At 36.7% G+C, this 17,989-nt stretch carries 16 protein-coding genes; 8 read left to right on the forward strand and 8 right to left on the reverse strand.

Features of this window, described 5'->3' with window-relative positions:
• Window positions 1–6: 6 nt before the first annotated feature.
• Window positions 7–900 carry a TIGR01777 family oxidoreductase gene (locus ACZ9HT_RS05380; RefSeq protein ID WP_476039433.1) on the forward strand — a complete coding sequence of 298 codons (894 nt, stop codon included), beginning with the start codon at window positions 7–9 and terminating at the stop codon, window positions 898–900.
• A 19-nt stretch (window positions 901–919) separates the two neighbouring features.
• On the opposite strand, the gene ACZ9HT_RS05385 is transcribed toward ACZ9HT_RS05380, so the two are convergent.
• The 4 genes from ACZ9HT_RS05385 to ACZ9HT_RS05400 form a co-directional block, all read right to left on the reverse strand.
• Window positions 920–1,267: an ArsC/Spx/MgsR family protein gene (locus ACZ9HT_RS05385; RefSeq protein ID WP_476039434.1), complete on the reverse strand. Its 348-nt coding sequence runs from the start codon at window positions 1,265–1,267 to the stop codon at window positions 920–922.
• Window positions 1,268–1,310: 43 nt separating this feature from the next.
• Window positions 1,311–1,925 (reverse strand): deoxynucleoside kinase, encoded by a 615-nt coding sequence (locus tag ACZ9HT_RS05390; RefSeq protein WP_476039435.1) that lies wholly within the window; start codon window positions 1,923–1,925, stop codon window positions 1,311–1,313.
• Window positions 1,926–1,979: 54 nt separating this feature from the next.
• Complete coding sequence (locus tag ACZ9HT_RS05395) at window positions 1,980–2,738, reverse strand: hypothetical protein (protein WP_476039436.1); 759 nt, start codon at window positions 2,736–2,738, stop codon at window positions 1,980–1,982.
• Between the two features lie 66 nt (window positions 2,739–2,804).
• The gene (locus tag ACZ9HT_RS05400) at window positions 2,805–3,830 is read right to left on the reverse strand and encodes a glutaminyl-peptide cyclotransferase (RefSeq protein ID WP_476039437.1); all 1,026 of its coding nucleotides are present in this window, start codon (window positions 3,828–3,830) and stop codon (window positions 2,805–2,807) included.
• 115 nt (window positions 3,831–3,945) lie between these two features.
• On the opposite strand from ACZ9HT_RS05400, the gene ACZ9HT_RS05405 reads away from it, so the two are divergent.
• A complete protein-coding gene (locus tag ACZ9HT_RS05405) occupies window positions 3,946–5,556 on the forward strand; it encodes a M1 family metallopeptidase (RefSeq protein ID WP_476039438.1) in 1,611 nt (536 codons plus the stop codon).
• A 99-nt stretch (window positions 5,557–5,655) separates the two neighbouring features.
• Here the strand turns inward: ACZ9HT_RS05405 and ACZ9HT_RS05410 are convergent, their stop codons facing one another.
• Together ACZ9HT_RS05410 and dacB are read right to left on the reverse strand one after the other, a co-directional pair.
• Entirely contained in the window at window positions 5,656–6,822 is a 1,167-nt protein-coding gene (locus ACZ9HT_RS05410) for a sensor histidine kinase (RefSeq protein WP_476039439.1), read from the reverse strand.
• Window positions 6,823–6,838: 16 nt separating this feature from the next.
• Entirely contained in the window at window positions 6,839–8,212 is a 1,374-nt protein-coding gene (gene dacB / locus ACZ9HT_RS05415) for a D-alanyl-D-alanine carboxypeptidase/D-alanyl-D-alanine endopeptidase (protein ID WP_476039440.1), read from the reverse strand.
• Between the two features lie 165 nt (window positions 8,213–8,377).
• Here dacB and ACZ9HT_RS05420 point away from each other — a divergent pair, with 165 nt between their 5' ends.
• The 3 genes from ACZ9HT_RS05420 to nhaA all read left to right on the forward strand — a co-directional run bounded on the left by ACZ9HT_RS05420 (window position 8,378) and on the right by nhaA (window position 12,526).
• On the forward strand, window positions 8,378–8,818 hold the full coding sequence (locus ACZ9HT_RS05420) for a hypothetical protein (protein ID WP_476039441.1): 441 nt from the start codon (window positions 8,378–8,380) through the stop codon (window positions 8,816–8,818).
• A gap of 318 nt (window positions 8,819–9,136) precedes the next feature.
• Window positions 9,137–11,341 carry a RelA/SpoT family protein gene (locus ACZ9HT_RS05425; RefSeq protein WP_476039442.1) on the forward strand — a complete coding sequence of 735 codons (2,205 nt, stop codon included), beginning with the start codon at window positions 9,137–9,139 and terminating at the stop codon, window positions 11,339–11,341.
• A gap of 12 nt (window positions 11,342–11,353) precedes the next feature.
• On the forward strand, window positions 11,354–12,526 hold the full coding sequence (gene nhaA / locus ACZ9HT_RS05430) for a Na+/H+ antiporter NhaA (RefSeq protein ID WP_476039443.1): 1,173 nt from the start codon (window positions 11,354–11,356) through the stop codon (window positions 12,524–12,526).
• Between the two features lie 108 nt (window positions 12,527–12,634).
• Here nhaA and ACZ9HT_RS05435 read toward each other — a convergent pair whose 3' ends face one another.
• Window positions 12,635–13,600 carry a YihY/virulence factor BrkB family protein gene (locus tag ACZ9HT_RS05435; protein ID WP_476039444.1) on the reverse strand — a complete coding sequence of 322 codons (966 nt, stop codon included), beginning with the start codon at window positions 13,598–13,600 and terminating at the stop codon, window positions 12,635–12,637.
• Between the two features lie 30 nt (window positions 13,601–13,630).
• Here ACZ9HT_RS05435 and rlmH point away from each other — a divergent pair, with 30 nt between their 5' ends.
• The 3 genes from rlmH to ACZ9HT_RS05450 all read left to right on the forward strand — a co-directional run bounded on the left by rlmH (window position 13,631) and on the right by ACZ9HT_RS05450 (window position 15,412).
• On the forward strand, window positions 13,631–14,104 hold the full coding sequence (gene rlmH / locus ACZ9HT_RS05440) for a 23S rRNA (pseudouridine(1915)-N(3))-methyltransferase RlmH (protein ID WP_476039445.1): 474 nt from the start codon (window positions 13,631–13,633) through the stop codon (window positions 14,102–14,104).
• A 155-nt stretch (window positions 14,105–14,259) separates the two neighbouring features.
• The gene (locus ACZ9HT_RS05445) at window positions 14,260–15,042 is read left to right on the forward strand and encodes a HipA family kinase (protein ID WP_476039446.1); all 783 of its coding nucleotides are present in this window, start codon (window positions 14,260–14,262) and stop codon (window positions 15,040–15,042) included.
• Window positions 15,029–15,412, forward strand: coding sequence for a DUF3037 domain-containing protein (locus tag ACZ9HT_RS05450; protein ID WP_476039447.1), 384 nt, complete (start codon window positions 15,029–15,031; stop codon window positions 15,410–15,412). The genes ACZ9HT_RS05445 and ACZ9HT_RS05450 overlap by 14 nt, the downstream gene beginning before the upstream one ends.
• A gap of 102 nt (window positions 15,413–15,514) precedes the next feature.
• Here the strand turns inward: ACZ9HT_RS05450 and ACZ9HT_RS05455 are convergent, their stop codons facing one another.
• Window positions 15,515–17,842 (reverse strand): ATP-dependent helicase, encoded by a 2,328-nt coding sequence (locus ACZ9HT_RS05455; protein WP_476039448.1) that lies wholly within the window; start codon window positions 17,840–17,842, stop codon window positions 15,515–15,517.
• Window positions 17,843–17,989: the final 147 nt, after the last annotated feature.

Genomic DNA, 17,989 nt, shown 5'->3' on the forward strand with positions numbered 1-17,989 from the left:
ATTTCGATGAATATTTTAATTAGCGGCGGAACAGGTCTTATTGGTAGTCCTTTGGTCAAAAAACTTAGGCAAAAAGGTCACGAGGTTAGAATTCTTACCCGTAAGGATCCCAGCCATCCTAATGAATTTCAGTGGAATTTAGAGGAGAACTTTATCGATGAGAAAGCGTTCAAAGATCTGAACTGTATCATCCATTTAGCTGGTGCGACCATCAGTGAAAAGTGGACAAACACTTACAAAAAGGAATTATTCTCCAGCAGGATCGACACCGCAAATTTGCTGATGGCATATTGTAAAAAAAATAATACGCATCTCCAATCTTTTATTTCTTCTTCTGGAATTAACTATTACGGCACATTTACGTCTGACCGGATTTTAAAGGAAACTGACGGAATTATTAAGCACGGTTTTTTAGCTGATCTTAGTGAAGACTGGGAAAAAGCTGCAGAACAATTTTCTGAGATCGCAGACCGAACGGTTTGTGTTAGAACAGCCATGGTTTTAGCAAAAAAAGGCGGAGCTTTTCCACTTCTGAAGAAAACGGTTGACTTTAATATTGGATCTGCAGTCGGCGCAGGCAATCAATGGATGAACTGGATCCACATTGATGATTTAGTCGATCTGTATATTTTCGCTGTTGAAAATTCTGAATTACAAGGAAGTTTTAATGCCGTTGCAGATGAAGTTCCCACCAATGAGATCTTCATGAAAAAACTGGCAAAAACTGCAGATAAATATTTTCTTCCAATTAATGTTCCAGCCTTTATGATGAAAATTGTTTTTGGAGAAATGAGTTCTATCATCTTAGAAGGAACGCGCGCCTCCAATGAAAAAATCAAATCACAGAGATTTGATTTTAAATATTCAAAACTTCAGGAAGCTTTCGATAATTTAGTATAGCACTTTGGATTTCCAGATCTTAATTGTCGATAAAAAACTTTACATTTTCAATCGGTCTGCCGATCATGGCAATTTCTCCTTTGATTAAAATCGGTCGTTGAATTAAGGATGGGTTCTCTACTAAAACAGTGATCCATTCCTCTTCAGAAAGCGTTTTATCGGCAAATTTTTCTTTAAAAAGTGGTTCATTTCTCCTGATCACTTCATCAGCAGCCATGTGTAGCTTTTTCAAAACAGTCTTTATTTCAATTGCAGTTAATGGATTTTCTACAAAATCAATGATTTCGAAAGCTACATTATTTTCGTCTAAATGCTCTAAAATAGATCTCGATTTTGAGCAGACATTATTGTGAAGAACTTTAATCATGGCTTTACGTTTTTTAGAATGGTAAATTTAATACTGCAGTCACTTAAAACAATCCGTGTAATTCCGTTTCTATTCTTTCTAATATCAAACCGAAATCTTCAGGTCTTTCAACGAAATCTAAATCATCAACTTCGATGATCAAGAGCTTACCTTCTTTATAACCCTCGATCCATTTTTCGTATTTCTGGTTGAGTTTAGACAGGTATTCAATGCTGATCGTAGCTTCATATTCCCGACCTCTTTTATAAATTTTCTTAACTAAATTGGGAACGTCGGATTTTAAATAGATGAGCAAATCCGGTGCCGAAACAAAGCTCTTCATCAAATTAAAAACAGAAGAATAATTATTGAAATCACGATCCGTTAAAAGGTTCATATCGTTCAGATTTTCCGCAAAAATATGAGCATCTTCATAAATAGTCCGGTCCTGAATAATATTTTTTCCACTGTCGCGAATTTCTTTTACCTGCTGAAAACGGCTTCCGAGAAAATAGATCTGAAGCGCAAAACTCCATTTGCTCATATCAGCATAAAAATCCTCTAAATAAGGATTATGATCTACGTCTTCAAATTGCGCATCCCAACCGTAATGTTTTGCTAACATGGTCGTTAAAGTAGTTTTTCCGGCGCCAATATTTCCTGTAATTGCAATGTGCATTTCCTAATTATAATTGATGATTAATGATTAATGAAGTCCTGAAACCGCTTTCGGTTAAGGTCGGTAAAGATAAAGTTTGTTCCCCTGGATTACAAAATAAGCCACCGAGTTTTTATCCACAATTCGTGCAAATTCTGAAGAGAAAACAACCGTCATGGTTTGGAGATCTAATTTTTGAATTTTATCCTTTCCAATAACGAGGATATTTTGATTTTCCCGACGCAGTTTCCGAGCTCCTTCCATAGAAATTTCCAGCGTTTTTTCCCCTTTAAAATTGAAAATTGAAAAACTACTTTTCGTTAAAACATACACTTTATTCTCAAAAACCAAAAAGTCGACGATAGTTTCAAAATCGATATTGAAAGGGTAAGAATTAATGATCCTGTCCTCCCGAAAATTATATTGAATCAATCGTTTTGTACTTTCATCGAGGAGCCAGATCTGCTGTAGATCTTCCGCATAAACCATTTTGATAAAGCCAAACTTTTGCCGGAAGTTAAAATTCTGGATTTCGTTCAGATTCTGATCGAAAAATTTCAGTTCCTGCGCGTTTTCCGAAAAAGAAGGAATGTTTAAAGGATTCTGCACCGATTGAATTCTGAAAGGCAAAGTCAACAATAATTTTCCTTTCTGAATGCCGAGCGAATCGTACTTTGTAAAACTGAAATCTTTGTTCTTATAGATATAAATATTTCCGTAATCATCTGCAAATAGATCCTGCGCATCTCTTAACTGTAAAGAATCAAATGCAATGTTTTTCTGCGCAGAAATTGAACAGAAAATGAAAACCGATAGAAGATAAATTAATTTCAATATTTAATTTTTAAAATTAATTACAGACGAATTTCCTGAACGTTTATGATCTCAGTTAGGAGTTAATTATTTTATAGCAACTTCATAAATCTTCGACCATAATTTACCGGTGATCAACATATTTTCACCTTTAAAAGCGATTCCGTTTAAAACGTCATTCGTTTCGTCTTTCGTATTTTCCTTTGCAATAGCTGTGAAATCAAATTTTCCAACTACTTCACCGTTCGCAGGATTAATTTTCAAAATAATTGGTTTTTGCCAAACATTTGCATAAATAAAATTGTTGTGATACTCCAACTCATTAATGGCATCGTACGCTTCGGTATTTCCGGCGACAGAAATATAACGAACCAATTTTGAAGGATCAGATGCATTTAAGAAGTAAATATTTTTGGTACCGTCGGATGCTATCAAATTTTTACCGTCATACGTTAATCCCCAACCTTCGCCCATCACGTTTGGATAAGGAAATTCGCTCAGCAGTTTTAAAGAATTTTTATCGTAAACAAAGCCTTTTTTATTCTGCCACGTCAACTGATAAATTTTATCGCCAACGATTGCGCAACCTTCAGAGAATACATCTCCTGGCTGCAAAGTTTCTGCAATCGGCGTTGTACTGCCAAGGGTATATTTTAAAATTCTGGATTCTCCTAACTGTCCATCAGATTCAAAAATGGTATTTCCTTCGATTTGAAAACCCTGAACAAAATTTTTCGGATCGTGCGGATATTCTTTAATGATCTTGTAGGTAAGGTTTGCCTCCGGATTTTTTGCGTAAACGTTGATCGTTGCATCCTGATTAAGCGTTTCACCCCCTTTTTTCTTAATGACGAACGTTACCGCATTATCGCCTAACGTAAAAAAATTAGGATCTACAATAAGACTGGATGTTTCTTTATCACCAAAACTAATGGAGATACTTTCAGCATTATCCGTCACCTCTTTCGGCAGATCCAGTTTGTCACCAAAATGATAACCTTTACTTTCCATAGAGATATTAAACTCATTTAAAGTATTGAGAATTTCTTTGTCTTTGTTGCAGGAAACAAATAAACTGAGGCCAAGAATTGCTATAAGAGTTCTGATTTTCATCTAAAATAATTTTTTCAAAATTACTGATTTTTAACGAGACGAATTCAGGAAATTCAATGGACAAGAAATTTTTAAAACAAATAATAATTATCTTTGTTTTTCTTATTTAATTACAATGAAAAAAGCATTTCTCCTTCTAATCTTAATTTCCGGAATCTCTTCTGCACAAAATTTCACCAAACAGGATTCTCTTAAAGGTTCAAACACCGATTTCAGAAATTTCTGGGATGTGAAAAAATATGAGATTTCCGTAGAACCTAAATTTACAGAACGCTCCGTTTCCGGAACAAACAAAATCACTTTTGAAATTACGAAAGACGTATCGAATCCGGTTTTTCAAATCGATCTGCAGCAACCAATGAATTATAAAATCATTGATTCTGATGAGAAGTTATGCTCTTCAAAACGGGAGGGTGACTTTATTTTTATTCAAACCAATAAAAATTATAAAAAAGGAGAAACACATTCTTTCACCATTCAGTTTTTCGGAAATCCCATTATTGCGAAAAATGCGCCCTGGGACGGTGGCTGGGTTTTTAAAAATGATGATGAAGGAAATCCGTGGATGTCGGTTGCACAGGAAGGAATCGGCGCGTCGGTCTGGCTTCCGACAAAAGACATCTGGAGCGATGAACCCGACAATGGAATGGTGATGAAAATTATTACACCGAAAGATTTGGTAGGAGTTGGCAACGGCCGATTAATTTCTAAAACCACAGAAAAGGATAAAAATGTTTTCACCTGGGAAGTCAAAAATCCGATCAATACCTACTCTATTGTTCCGAATGTTGGAAAATATGTAAACTTTAAAGAAACTTACGAGGGCGAAAAAGGAAAACTCGATCTTGATTACTGGGTTTTAGAGTATAACGTAGAAAAAGCCAAAAGACAGTTTCAACAGGTAAAACCAATGATGAAAGCTTTTGAATATTGGTTCGGACCTTATCCGTTTTACGAAGACTCTTATAAATTAGTTGAAAGTCCACATCTTGGAATGGAACACCAAAGTTCTGTTGCCTACGGTAATAAATTTGAAAACGGCTATTTGGGTCGGGATCTATCGGGAACCGGTGTTGGTTTAAACTGGGATTTCATCATCGTTCACGAAAGCGGACATGAATGGTTTGCGAATAATATTACGGCAAAAGACCAGGCAGACATGTGGATTCACGAAAGTTTCACCAACTATTCCGAAACGCTTTTCACTGAAAATTACATGGATAAAAATTCTGCTGAAAAGTATATTGTTGGAATACGAAAAACAATTCGGAACGACATTCCTATTATTGGGAAGTACGGCGTGAGAAACGAAGGAAGCGGCGATATGTACAATAAAGGTGGAAACATGCTTCATACGATCCGGCAGGTCATTAATAATGACGAAAAATTCCGGCAGATCTTACGTGGTTTAAATAAAGATTTTTACCATCAAACCGTTACTACAAAACAGGTAGAAGATTATATTTCTCAAAAAACCGGGATCGATTTCTCCTCGGTTTTTAATCAGTATTTAAGAACAGTTAAAATTCCGGTTTTAGAATATCAGCAAACAGGGAATATTTTAAAATTCCGCTATTCTGATGTTGTAGAAAATTTCAAACTGCCTTTACGACTGAAGAGTAATGAGTTAATTAATCCAACGATGAAATGGCAAACTATAAAGTTGAAATCTGCGGAACCAGTTGTTTTTGATGAGAATTACTTTGTAAAATATCAGAGTTTATAAAAATTAAAATTTCGGCGTTTGCGGCGCCGAAATTTTTCTATCTTATTTTTTCAGAGATCAACCGAAAGATTTACTTTCATACAGATATATTTAAACCAACTAAGAGTTTTTGATCATGATCCTAAATGTAGTGCCTTTTCCTACTTCGCTTTGAGCGATTTTAATGTCACCGTTGTGGTATTCTTTTATCACTCTTTTTGCGAGAGACAATCCTAACCCCCAACCACGCTTTTTCGTAGAATATCCCGGCTTGAAAGCATTTCTCGCCTGATAGCTCGTCATTCCCGCGCCCGTATCTTTAAAATCGATAATGGTATATTTATTTTTCTCGTAAAGTTCGATTTCTAACCGTCCTTCGCCTTTCATAGAATCTACTGCATTCTTCACAATATTTTCCATGACCCAACTTATTAAAATCCGGTTGTGAGGAACTAAGATTTCCATATTCGGAAGAATTAAACGGAACGTTACCTTTTTAGAAATTCTGGATTTTAGGTAGTTATAATTCTGCTGTAAAGTTTCATTAATATTCAAGTCATTCAGTTCCGGCACAGATCCAATTTTGGAAAAGCGTTCGGAAATGGTTTTTAAACGGTTAATGTCATTCTCAATTTCTTTTACGCCTTCACTATTTTCATTTTCCATTCGCAAAATAGTGATCCAGCCGATCATTGAGGAAAGCGGCGTACCAATTTGATGCGCAGTTTCTTTGGCTAATCCAGCCCAAACATAACCTTCGTCGGTTTTTTTGATGGTTCTCAAAAACCAGAAAGAGAAGAAAATATACGCCAAGATCAAAGACCCTAAAATGTAGGGCGAATACCTTAAATTATTGAGTAGATCGGAATTCGTATAAAAAACATACTGATTATTTCCGTCCGGCATTTGTAACTCGATGGGTCTGTAAGAACCTTCCATTTTTCGGAGTAAGGCTACCATTTTCTTGGGATCTTCCTGCACATTTTCGGGGATATTTTTCTGCAAATCAGGACCAATTGGCTTCTTAAATTTATCGGTTACAATAACAGGAATGGTATTATTGGTCTTACTGATCTGCAACAATAAATCCAGCGTCATTGGATCTTGAATGATATCTTCCTGCTGATATTTCATCGCTGTTGCAAAAAGTTCGATCCTTTTAATCTCTTCTTTTCGTAAATAATCAATAAGCACGACAGAGGCGATTACCACTCCAGTTACGGCCACAGTGAGTAAAATATAAATGACCCAATTATTTATTTTAGAAAGAAAACTTCTGCGTTTCATTGATTATTTTAGTGAATTATTTCAAAACATCTAACACTCTATACAAAGCATCGCTGATATTAGAAGCCTGATAATTATTGATGATAATGGCAAAAACGTATTTTTTACCGTCTTTTGCGGTGTAATATCCTGCAAACGATTTGGTATCTTTCATAGTGCCACTCTTCATTTTCATTCCATTTCCCTGGATTGGAAAACCCTCATAAAACTCATTGAACCACGGTTGTTTTTTACTCCAGAGCAGTGATTGAACTTCCGCTCTTGCGGAAACATAATTTTGGGGTGAAAGTCCGCTACCATCAGCAAAATTAATCATAGTTGGATTAATTCCTTTGCTCTTCCAAAATTCTTTCAGATAAGAAATGCCCGCATCAAAACTGCCTTCGTTTTTCTTTTCTTTCCCTAAAGTTTTAATTAAAGTTTCGCCATAAAAATTGATGCTTTTTCGCATAAACCAGTAAATAATTTTATCTAACGTCGGCGATTTATATTCAAGGATCGCATTATTTTGTGGTGCAAATAACACTTTCTCACCCTTAATTTCCTGCATTGAAGTTGACGTTACATTCCCTTTAAAATCGATTCCGGATTCTTTTAACCAAGTTTTTATTTCGCTTCCTAAAGATAAGGGTGGATTTGGCGTTGCACCAGAAACCGTAACTGATTTTGCAGGTAAAGTTCCGCTGATGTACGCGACTTCAGAATAAGGTGCGGTGTAAACTAAGCTTTGGTCTGAGCTTCCATTCGTTTTCAATCTATTAACCCACTTTACATTGGGCAGATCTACATTTACTCCTTTCATTTCTTTCCCATTCATATTCAGATCAAACTGGTTTTCTCGCCAGTTCACGCTAAATACTCCTGCGCCATAATAATTTCCCATGTCATTCCAGGGCCATCCTCCAGGTGTTGACTGAAAATCAAAAAAGGAATCGTCAATAATCAGATCACCGGATATTTTCGCAATATTCTTTGATTTAAGCGCCTTAATAAATTGAGCTTTAAAATCTTCGGGTTTATAATTTTCGTACCGCCAACTGCCTAAAGTTGGGTCACCATTCGATTTGATGAAGAGATTACCGGAAAGAGTTCCACCAGAAATTGTTCCTGAATAGGAAGCAGTTGTCGTGTATTGATAATTTTTTCCTAAAGTCTCTAAAGCCGCCGCGGCAGTAAAAATTTTCTGCGTTGATGCTGTTGACAGGCCGTTATTCCCCTGGTATTCATAAATGAAATTTCCGCCTTCATCAGCAACATAAAAAGATACATTTGCGGAATATGCCGGAGAAGATGCGAGAAGTTTTTTCGTAGCTGCATCTAACTTTTGTGCCGTATTCTGGGTGAAAAAAGTTTGAGAAATAAGAAGAAGAACCGGAAGCAGTTTGTTCATTTGCTTTTTTATTTTCAAATATAACGAAATATTCTTTTTCGGAAATATTGCATTTCGCATAAAGAAGCTTAATAAGCGATAAACATCTAAATTTTATCGCGTAATCCTTGCATATTCCATATAATTTTCGTAAACTTTGTAGTGAATATTTAAACATACTACATTATGGCTTCAATAATCACCGGCTTATTCAAAAGCCAAAGTCAGTCCACGAAAATTTCAAAAGACTTAGAAGATGCAGGATTTCAAGACGATGATTTTATCATGTATCTGCACGAAGAACCCATTTCAAAAGAAATAAAAACCTCTATTTGGCAATCATTTTTTAAGGATAATACCAAGCTCGAAGACGAAAGTTTTGTAGTGAGCGTAAAAGTGAAAGAAGCTGAAGCGCAGGAAAAAGTAAAGCAGATCTTTGCAGATAACGATGCCATTCATCAGAACTATATCCAAAACATTAAATTTAAAGATGCTGAATCCCTTCAATATTTAAAAAGAATTGTATCCCTTCGCGCTAAATCACATATCTATTCATCCCCGGAAATCAGACGTCGTGGGCAAGCGCGTGGAATTAATTCGGAGGTTTTTTTCGGAAAAAACTCATAAACATTGCGTCATAAAATGTACTGTAATTTTAGAGTCGAAAGCTACTACTCGTTTTAAATATAAATCTTCAGCAATTCAATTTGAAAAAATTGTGCGCACTTCAATTTTATTGGTCAAATTTGTTGGTTTAATTTCGCATTATAAGCTGCATAAAAATCAACTTTTTACAGCTTTTCATTTTCTATAATAGCGGCTAAATCCTTCATTTACATTGAAGAAATATGAAATATCTCATCTGATTCTTTCAAAAATTTTTACGTTAAAACCTAGTAAAACTCCTAGATTTTTCTTATTTTCGTGTGCTAATTGGCATTTTTAATGGTTTACGATTTAGAACAGGAAAACAAGGAAATTCTCGCCCGCTACAAAGATTTAATTTCCAATACATACCGCACTTTGGATGAGAACCAAAATAAACTCATTCGGAAAGCGTTTGATATTGCTTTGGACGCACACAAGGATCAGCGCAGAAAAACCGGTGAACCCTATATTTATCATCCTATTGAGGTGGCAAAAATCGTGGCCAATGAAGTTGGTTTAGGCGCGACGTCGATTGCTTGTGCCCTGCTCCACGACGTTATCGAAGATTCGGATTATACGTACGAAGATCTGCTGAAGATGTTTGGGAAAAGTATTGCCGACATTGTTAACGGACTCACCAAAATCTCGGTGATGAACCATCAAAACATTTCGATACAATCTGAAAATTATAGAAAACTTCTTCTCACTTTATCCGAAGATTTTCGCGTCATCCTGATAAAAATTGCAGACAGGCTCCACAATATGCGGACTCTGGACAGCATGACGCCGGAGAAGCAGAAGAAGATCGCCTCGGAAACAGTTTATATTTACGCACCACTTGCGCACCGGCTTGGTTTGTACAATATAAAATCTGAACTGGAAGACTTGTCTTTAAAATTCAATAATCCGGAAGTTTATATCGATATTTCTGAAAGACTGGAACTCGCCAAAGAAAGCCGCGAAAAATATGTGGAGGAATTTAAGAAGGAAGTTTCTGAACAACTTAATGAAGAAGGTTTAAATTTTACCATTAAAGGCCGTGCAAAAGCGATTTCTTCCATCTACAGAAAGATGCTTAAACAGAGCGTTACTTTTGATGAAGTTTTCGATAATTACGCGATCCGGATCATATATAAGTCAGACGCGAAGAACGAAAAATTTCTCGCCTGGAAGATATATTCTATTGTTACCGATCTTTACCACAGCAATCCGCAAAGAATGCGCGACTGGATCTCACAGCCGCGATCAACAGGTTATGAAAGTTTACATCTCACTGTTCTGGGCCCCGACAAAAAATGGATCGAAGTCCAGATTCGTTCAGACCGAATGGATGATATTGCAGAAAAAGGAGTTGCAGCGCATTACAAATATAAAGAAGGATTCCGCCAAAGTTCGGACGAGAAAAATTTTGAGACCTGGGTTTCTGAAATTCGCGAAGTTTTAGAAAATCAACAATCGCTGACCACAACTGAGCTTTTAGATAATATAAAACTTAATCTGTACTCCAAAGAAGTTTTTGTTTTCACGCCGAAAGGAGAAATAAAAATTTTACCCATCGGTTCTACAGCGCTTGATTTTGCGTTTTCTGTACATTCAGATCTGGGAACCAAATGTTTAGGAGCGAAAGTGAACGGCAAACTGGTTCCAATATCCTATGTTTTGCAAAATGGCGATCAAATCGATATTCTGTCTTCTCAAAATCAAAAACCCAAAACGGACTGGCTGGATTTTGTAGTAACATCAAAGGCAAAATCAAAAATCAAAGCTATTCTGAATTCCGAAAACAATCATCTGGTAGAAGAAGGTAAAGAAATTCTGCAGCGGAAAATTCGTCACGCAAAACTGAATTTCAATGACGAGGAGATCAATAAGATGCAGAAGTTTTTCAATCTGAAAACTTCGCAGGAATTATTTTTGAGTTTCCAAAATGGAAATCTCGATACCGGAGATATTAAAAAATATACGGAAGGAAAAGGGATCTTTGGCAACATTCTTAATAGATTCCGAAAGTCGCCAAACAAAAATGAAATATTCCTGGAAACTCCAGAAACGAATCTTGACATGATCGTTTTCGGCAAGGATGAGGAAAAAATGAACTACTCATTTGCGAAATGCTGTACGGTAATTCCCGGCGATAAAATGTTTGGATTTATTACAATTTCCGATGGTATTAAAGTTCATAACGATGGTTGTCCGAATGCCATAAATCTTCGTGCCCAATATGATTACCGCGTTTTATCTGCGAAATGGGTGAATGAAGAAAGTTTCAAAAACAGAATAAAATTTGAGATCGAAGGTCTGGATAGAATGGGAATGATCAACGACATCACCGCGGTCATCAGTAATTCGATGATCATGGATATGAAAAGCATGTCTATCGAATCCAACAATGGCATTTTCTTAGGAACCATTACTCTGGAAGTTAAGAACAAAAGTCAGCTCGAAGAAACTTTCAAGCAACTCAAAAACATCAACGGCGTTTCTCGTGTGAAACGTCTGTAAAGTAAAATATTTATGCTCATTACCAATTATTTTAGAAAATTTCTAGACAGTTCCCAATCTTCAGGAATTCTGCTCATCCTGTGTGTTGGAGTATCATTAATGATCGCCAATTCTTCTATGGGAGCGGCATTTCAGGAATTACTGGATCAAAAAATTGGCACTGAAATTTTTCACCTTAATTATCCTTTAAGCATTTGGATCAATGATGGTTTAATGGCAATTTTCTTTTTGCTTGTAGGTTTAGAGATCAAACGGGAAATCGTTGAAGGCGAACTTTCTACCTTTAAAAGTGCGTCGTTACCCATATTTGCGGCAGTCGGCGGAATGTTAGTTCCCGGTTTGATCTATTTTTTCTTTAATCAGGGATCGGATTATGAAAAAGGTTGGGCAATTCCGATGGCGACAGATATTGCTTTTTCCCTGGCCATTATTTCAATGTTGGGCCGAAAAGTACCTTTATCTCTTAAAATATTTCTAGCAGCATTGGCAATTGTTGATGATCTGGGAGCAATTGTAGTGATCGCAATTTTTTACACGGAACAAATTCACTGGGACTATCTTGGTTTGAGCGCCTTAATAGTTGCAATATTAATTATTCTCAATTTTTTGAATTTCAAGAAGCATGTTTTCTATTTAATTCCGGGTATTTTTCTATGGTATTTTATGCACCATTCCGGTATTCATGCGACGATTGCGGGAGTTTTGCTCGCTTTTACCATTCCTACAAACAGTTCAGTTACCGAAATTTCTCCTCTCGAAAAATTAGAACAGGGACTTCATCTTCCTGTAAACTTTTTAATAATGCCACTTTTTGCTTTGGCAAATACCAATATCAGATTCAAGGAAGGAATGGTTGATCATCTTTTCAGCAATTTTGGCTATGGAATTATCTTCGGCTTATTTGTAGGGAAAGTAGTTGGGATCAATTTATTCTCCTGGATATTTATCAAATTAAAGATCAGCAATCTGCCCGATAAAAGTTCCTGGAGTCAAATGTTGGGAGCCGGACTTTTGGCAGGAATAGGATTTACAATGTCAATTTTTATCGCCTTACTTTCCTTCAAAAACAACACGGCAATTCAGGATGAAGCAAAATTTGCAATTCTTGTAGCCTCGATCCTATCAGGAATCGCAGGATATTCTCTGCTTAAATTTGTTGGAAAAAGAAAACTTCAAAAAGAATAAAGCTCAACTTTGATTCTGAAGAATTGTTATGAAATTGGAGAGCTTTTAATAGAACTTCAAAACCAAAAGAAGGAAATAGTCATTAAAGCAAATAGATATGCTTTCAATCTAATCCAGATCCGGCAAAAGACCGGAATCATAATTAGCTGCATTTGATTTCATTTCGTCGGCAATCATTTTTTCTACGCGAACTTTCTTAATCGCAATATTTAATTCATTCCCCAAAAGAATGAGAATAATATTGATATTCACCCAAACCATGACCAGAATAATGGAGCCAATGGAGCCGTACAATACGTTGTACCTCGCAAAGTCTTTAACATAAATCGCAAACAGATAGGTCAGCAACATAAATAAAGCGGTGGTCAAGATCGCGCCCGGCATTGCTTGTTTAAAAGTGGTGATCTTTAAACATCCAACCCAATAAAAAAGAGCAAGCAATATAAAATAAAATATCGGAAAAGAAATAAATCCAATGATCTTCGATAGATTATCAACAAACCAGGAAATATTTATTTGCGGCGTAAAGAGTTTCAGCACCACTTCGCTATAATAAACGCCCAGCAAAGAAGCGACGACAAGTAAGATAAACGCAATGGTGATCACAAACGCCACCAGATATTCCTTTACTGCGCCACGCTGCAGGTTCGTATTTAAATTAAAGCCGTTGATCAGGGAATGTGTGCCGTTTACCGCAAAAACCATGGCGAAAATAATGGTCAGATTGCTAATGTTTTTCATGTTCGGAATGATAAATTCCCTAATATAACCCGTTACATCGCGTTGTATGTGCGACGGAAAAATATTATGCATCAATACCTCAAAAATATAGAACTGAAGCTTGTCGTAGTGTGGCAAGTAAGGTAAAAGAGACAGAAAAAAGAGAATGAACGGGAAGAGACTTAAAAAGAAACTCCAGGAAATGCTTGCGGCGATACGGCCGATCTGCATCTTAAAAACTCCTTTCCCGTAAATTTCGAACATTTCCCACAACGATATCCCTAAAAAAGGAATATGAAGTTCGTTGAGAAATTCATGGATTTTGAGAAGGAATTTAGGTGTTTTAAAGCCCATTAATCTATATTTGCAGCACAAAGATAAGAAATGCGAATCAATCTAGTATGCATTGGTAAAACCGATGATAAGGAAATTTTAAATCTCATTAAATATTACCAAAACCGTTTGCCAAAACACTGGAATTTCGAAATGACAGAAATTGCCGACGTTAAAAACGCGAAGAATCTTTCGCCCGAACTTTTGAAAAAAGAGGAAGGAAAATTATTTTTGAATGGTAGTGAGAATGCAGATCTTATTGTTCTTCTCGACGAAAAAGGGAAACAGTTTACGAGCCGCGAATTTTCGACCAAAATCGACCACTGGATGAATTCGTCAGTTAAAAAGGTTTCTTTTTTTATCGGCGGAGCTTATGGCTTTTCAGAAGAAATTTACGAGCGTGCCAACGAAAAGATCGCCCTCTCGAAAATGACTTTTACCCATCAAATGATTCGGCTCTTTTTTGTGGAGCAATTGTACCGTGCCGATCAGATCTTACAGGGAAAACCCTATCATAATGACTGAGCGGAGTTACAGTGTTCGAGCTTCGGGTTTCGAGGTTAAACCTGAAATATCCGGGTTTTACTCTTTCTATTTGAAAATTTAAAAACTTACATCGCAAAACTTGCAACTAGCATCTCGCATCTCGAAACTCAAACCTTTTTTTGTATTTTTGTTTTATGACGAACGACTTATCCTTACGAACGGTTACCGTAATGCGCTATATTTTGCCTTTGCGCGAAGGTGGTTCTCTACCGGCATTGGCAGAAGCTGACGACGATTTTAAATATGTTTTAAAATTTCGCGGTGCCGGACATGGCGTAAAAATGTTGATCTCCGAATTGCTCGGTGGAATGATCGCTTTAAAGCTCGGACTTCCCGTTCCTGAATTGGTTTTTGCAAATCTTGATGTTGATTTCGGAAGAACGGAAGCCGATGAAGAAATTCAGGATCTGTTAAAATTTTCGGAAGGTTTAAATTTAGGATTGCACTTTCTTTCCGGCGCCATTGCGTACGATTCTTCAGTGAAAGTTGATGAATTTCTGGCATCTAAAATTGTTTGGCTGGATGCTTTTATCACGAATATCGACCGGACTTTCAAGAATACAAATTTGTTAATGTGGCATAAAGAATTGTGGATCATCGATAACGGCGCTTCCTTTTATTTTCATCATTCCTGGCAAAATTTCGATGCTGCAGCAAAGACGCCTTTCAAATATATTAAGGATCACGTCCTACTTTCACAAGCCACTAAACTGGAGGAAACAGATCTTTTTGCAAAAGAAAATTTGAACGATGAATTTTTTCGGAGTTTAGTCAATCTCATTCCAGAAGATTGGTTACAGTGGAACGATGCCGACGAATCACCGGAAGAAATTAGAGAAGTCTATTTTCAATTTTTGAAGACGAGATTAGCCCATTCCGAAATCTTTTTAAAAGAAGCCCAAAATGCAAGAGGATAAATTATACGAATACGCGGTAATACGCTTCTTGCCGAAGGTGGAGCGGGAAGAATTTTTCAATATCGGTCTTGTTATGTTTTCGAAAAAGCAGAAATATATCCGCATCGAATTCAGTATTTGTCCGAAAAAATTTGAACTCATGCAGAGTAAAATGGATTTTGAGGATATTCAGCAAAACCTGGAAAGTTTCGAGAAGGTCGCAAACGGCACAAAAGACGGCGGCGAAATTGCAAAGCTGGAAATTCCGGAAAGATTCCGCTGGTTAACGGCAGTTAGAAGTTCGGTGGTCCAAACTTCCCGTCCGCATCCTGGAAAGACAAAGGATTTGGATTTGACTTTTGAGAGATTGTTTGAGGAATTGGTGAAATAGTTACTTCATGAAAAGGGTGAAAATTCTTTCTGTAGTAAAAAGAAAATAAAAAGAGAGCCTTCAAATTGAAAGCTCTCTTTATATTTTTATTTGAAGGAACTATCAAATCTTCGTCAGCTTCGCAAACTTCAAGATCAAATTTTTCTCACCTTCATGCTGGAATTTCACCTTCGCTTTAATGTTTTGCGCATCTGTCCCGTCCAGGAAAATAACTTCTCCAACCCCAAAACGGTCATGGCGAACTTTGTCGCCGACTTCGATATCCTGGGAAGAATTTCCACTTGGATTGATGATTTTAGCGGTCGCAACAGGTTTTAAATTCTGTGGAATTGGGATTGATTCGTTTCTTTGAAGGGATTTCTTTTCCTCTTTCTTCTTATAAAATCGAGGTTCACTCGGCTGATCATCAAAAATATTGGAGGTGATGCCGGAATGATTTACAAACCTGCTTTCCATGGCAGGGTTAATAAATTCCAAATATTGGGAATCGACTTCACTTAAAAATCGCGACGGTTCCGCATCTGTAATTTTTCCCCACTGAAAACGGGAGATCGCATAAGAAAAGAAAGCCTGCTTTTCTGCTCTGGTCAAAGCCACATAAAATAATCGCCGCTCCTCTTCTACTTCCTCGCGCGTTGACGAACTCATAAAACTCGGAAATAGATTTTCTTCTAAACCTACCAAATGCACCACCGGAAACTCTAGACCTTTAGAAAGGTGAATCGTCATCAAAGAAACTTTGTCGGTATCGTCATTTTTATCGCTTTGCGTATCTGCGGAAAGCGCAATGTTTTCCAGAAAATTAGAAAGCGACGGATCACCATCTTCTATCTGTTGCTGCTCCTCGATAAAACCCTGCATGGAATTCATTAATTCCTGAACATTTTCTACACGCGAAATTCCTTCGGGAGTTTGATCATCTTTTAGGAATTTGATGAGACCACTTCTCTTTGCCACTTCCATGGTTAGATTATAGGCATTTTCTTCTTTCAACAAGACCTGAAAAGCCTTGATCATAGACCAGAAATCGGAAAGTTTGGTAAGAATTCCATTATTTAAATTCAATCTTGGCGCATAAAAACCGAGATTGCCTAAAACTTCTGTAACCGAAATATTCTGAGAATCAGCAAATACGATCAGCTTATTTTGCGTCGTTTCTCCAATTCCACGCGCTGGATAATTAATTACTCTCGTTAATGCTTCACTATCATTTTCATTCACTAAAAGCCGTAAATAAGCGACAAGATCTTTCACCTCTTTTCTTTGGTAGAAGGAAAGTCCACCATAAACGCGGTAAGGAATATTTTTCCGACGCAAAGAATCTTCAAAAGCCCGGGTCTGGGAATTTGTTCTGTATAAAATCGCAAAATCTGTAAATTTTCGTTGGGCAGAATTGTGAAGTTCCCAAATGTTTGAGGCGACAAAACTGGCTTCGTCAGCATCGGAAAGCGAGCGATAAACTTTTATTTTTTCTCCTTCTTCATTTTCACTAAAAACATTTTTCTTGAACTGCTGAACGTTTTTAGAAATAACAACATTGGCGGCATTCACAATATTTTGAGTAGAACGGTAATTCTGTTCCAAGGATACTGTTTTGGCATCCGGATAATCTTTCTTGAAATTGAGAATATTTAAAATATTCGCTCCACGAAACGAATAGATCGACTGCGCATCATCACCAACCACACAAATGTTTTCAAATTTCGACGCCAAAGCTTTTACGATCAAATACTGGGAGTGGTTTGTATCCTGGTACTCATCAACTAAAATGTAGCGAAAACGATCCTGATATTTTGCCAATACTTCCGGAAATCGTGTGAGCAATTCGTTGGTTTTTAATAATAGATCATCGAAATCCATCGCTCCATTTCGGTAGCAAACATCTACATATTTCTGATATATCTTACCAATATGTTTCATGTTCGCACGCTCATCAGCTTCCATTAATTCTGGATTACTGAAATACGCTTTCACCGTGATGAGATTATTTTTGTAATTGGAAATTCTCGCCTGAACCTTTTTAGGTTTATACAGATCGCCATCAATATTAAGTTCTTTTAATACTTTTCTAATGACGTTTAGTGAATCCTGAGAATCATAGATCGTAAAGTTAGAGGGAAAACCCAAATAGTGGGCTTCACTCCGTAAAATACGCGCAAATACCGAGTGGAAGGTTCCCATCCAAAGACTTCTCGCTTCACTATCGCCGACCACTTTCGCGATACGTGCTTTCATTTCTTTTGCCGCCTTATTGGTAAAAGTAAGGGACAAAATATTAAAAGGATCCACCAAATTGGTAATTAAATGAGCAATCCGCATGGTAAGCACACGGGTTTTACCCGAACCGGCACCGGCAAGAACCATCAAAGGTCCTTCCAACGAAGTTACTGCTTCATATTGTGCTTCATTTAATCCTTTTAAGTAATCCATAAGTGCAAAAAATTGAGTGTCAAATTTACGGAAATTTTAACGATTTCTCTTCCAAAAAGAGTATTGAAGAAATACAAAAAATTAGCTAAAAAAACTTGTAAATTAGGAACGTAAAGGCATCATTTTTGTAAATATGTGATTTATATA

This window comes from Chryseobacterium sp. UYP7 (assembly GCF_056279225.1).

Coding starts and splice junctions, on each gene's coding strand:
- dacB (WP_476039440.1), bottom strand. CDS start 8,212: ATGAACAAACTGCTTCCGGTTCTTCTTCTTATTTCTCAAACTTTTTTC.
- ACZ9HT_RS05380 (WP_476039433.1), top strand. CDS start 7: ATGAATATTTTAATTAGCGGCGGAACAGGTCTTATTGGTAGTCCTTTG.
- ACZ9HT_RS05400 (WP_476039437.1), bottom strand. CDS start 3,830: ATGAAAATCAGAACTCTTATAGCAATTCTTGGCCTCAGTTTATTTGTT.
- ACZ9HT_RS05450 (WP_476039447.1), top strand. CDS start 15,029: ATGCAAGAGGATAAATTATACGAATACGCGGTAATACGCTTCTTGCCG.
- ACZ9HT_RS05455 (WP_476039448.1), bottom strand. CDS start 17,842: ATGGATTACTTAAAAGGATTAAATGAAGCACAATATGAAGCAGTAACT.
- ACZ9HT_RS05435 (WP_476039444.1), bottom strand. CDS start 13,600: ATGGGCTTTAAAACACCTAAATTCCTTCTCAAAATCCATGAATTTCTC.
- ACZ9HT_RS05420 (WP_476039441.1), top strand. CDS start 8,378: ATGGCTTCAATAATCACCGGCTTATTCAAAAGCCAAAGTCAGTCCACG.
- ACZ9HT_RS05410 (WP_476039439.1), bottom strand. CDS start 6,822: ATGAAACGCAGAAGTTTTCTTTCTAAAATAAATAATTGGGTCATTTAT.
- ACZ9HT_RS05425 (WP_476039442.1), top strand. CDS start 9,137: ATGGTTTACGATTTAGAACAGGAAAACAAGGAAATTCTCGCCCGCTAC.
- ACZ9HT_RS05390 (WP_476039435.1), bottom strand. CDS start 1,925: ATGCACATTGCAATTACAGGAAATATTGGCGCCGGAAAAACTACTTTA.
- nhaA (WP_476039443.1), top strand. CDS start 11,354: ATGCTCATTACCAATTATTTTAGAAAATTTCTAGACAGTTCCCAATCT.
- ACZ9HT_RS05385 (WP_476039434.1), bottom strand. CDS start 1,267: ATGATTAAAGTTCTTCACAATAATGTCTGCTCAAAATCGAGATCTATT.
- ACZ9HT_RS05445 (WP_476039446.1), top strand. CDS start 14,260: ATGACGAACGACTTATCCTTACGAACGGTTACCGTAATGCGCTATATT.
- rlmH (WP_476039445.1), top strand. CDS start 13,631: ATGCGAATCAATCTAGTATGCATTGGTAAAACCGATGATAAGGAAATT.
- ACZ9HT_RS05405 (WP_476039438.1), top strand. CDS start 3,946: ATGAAAAAAGCATTTCTCCTTCTAATCTTAATTTCCGGAATCTCTTCT.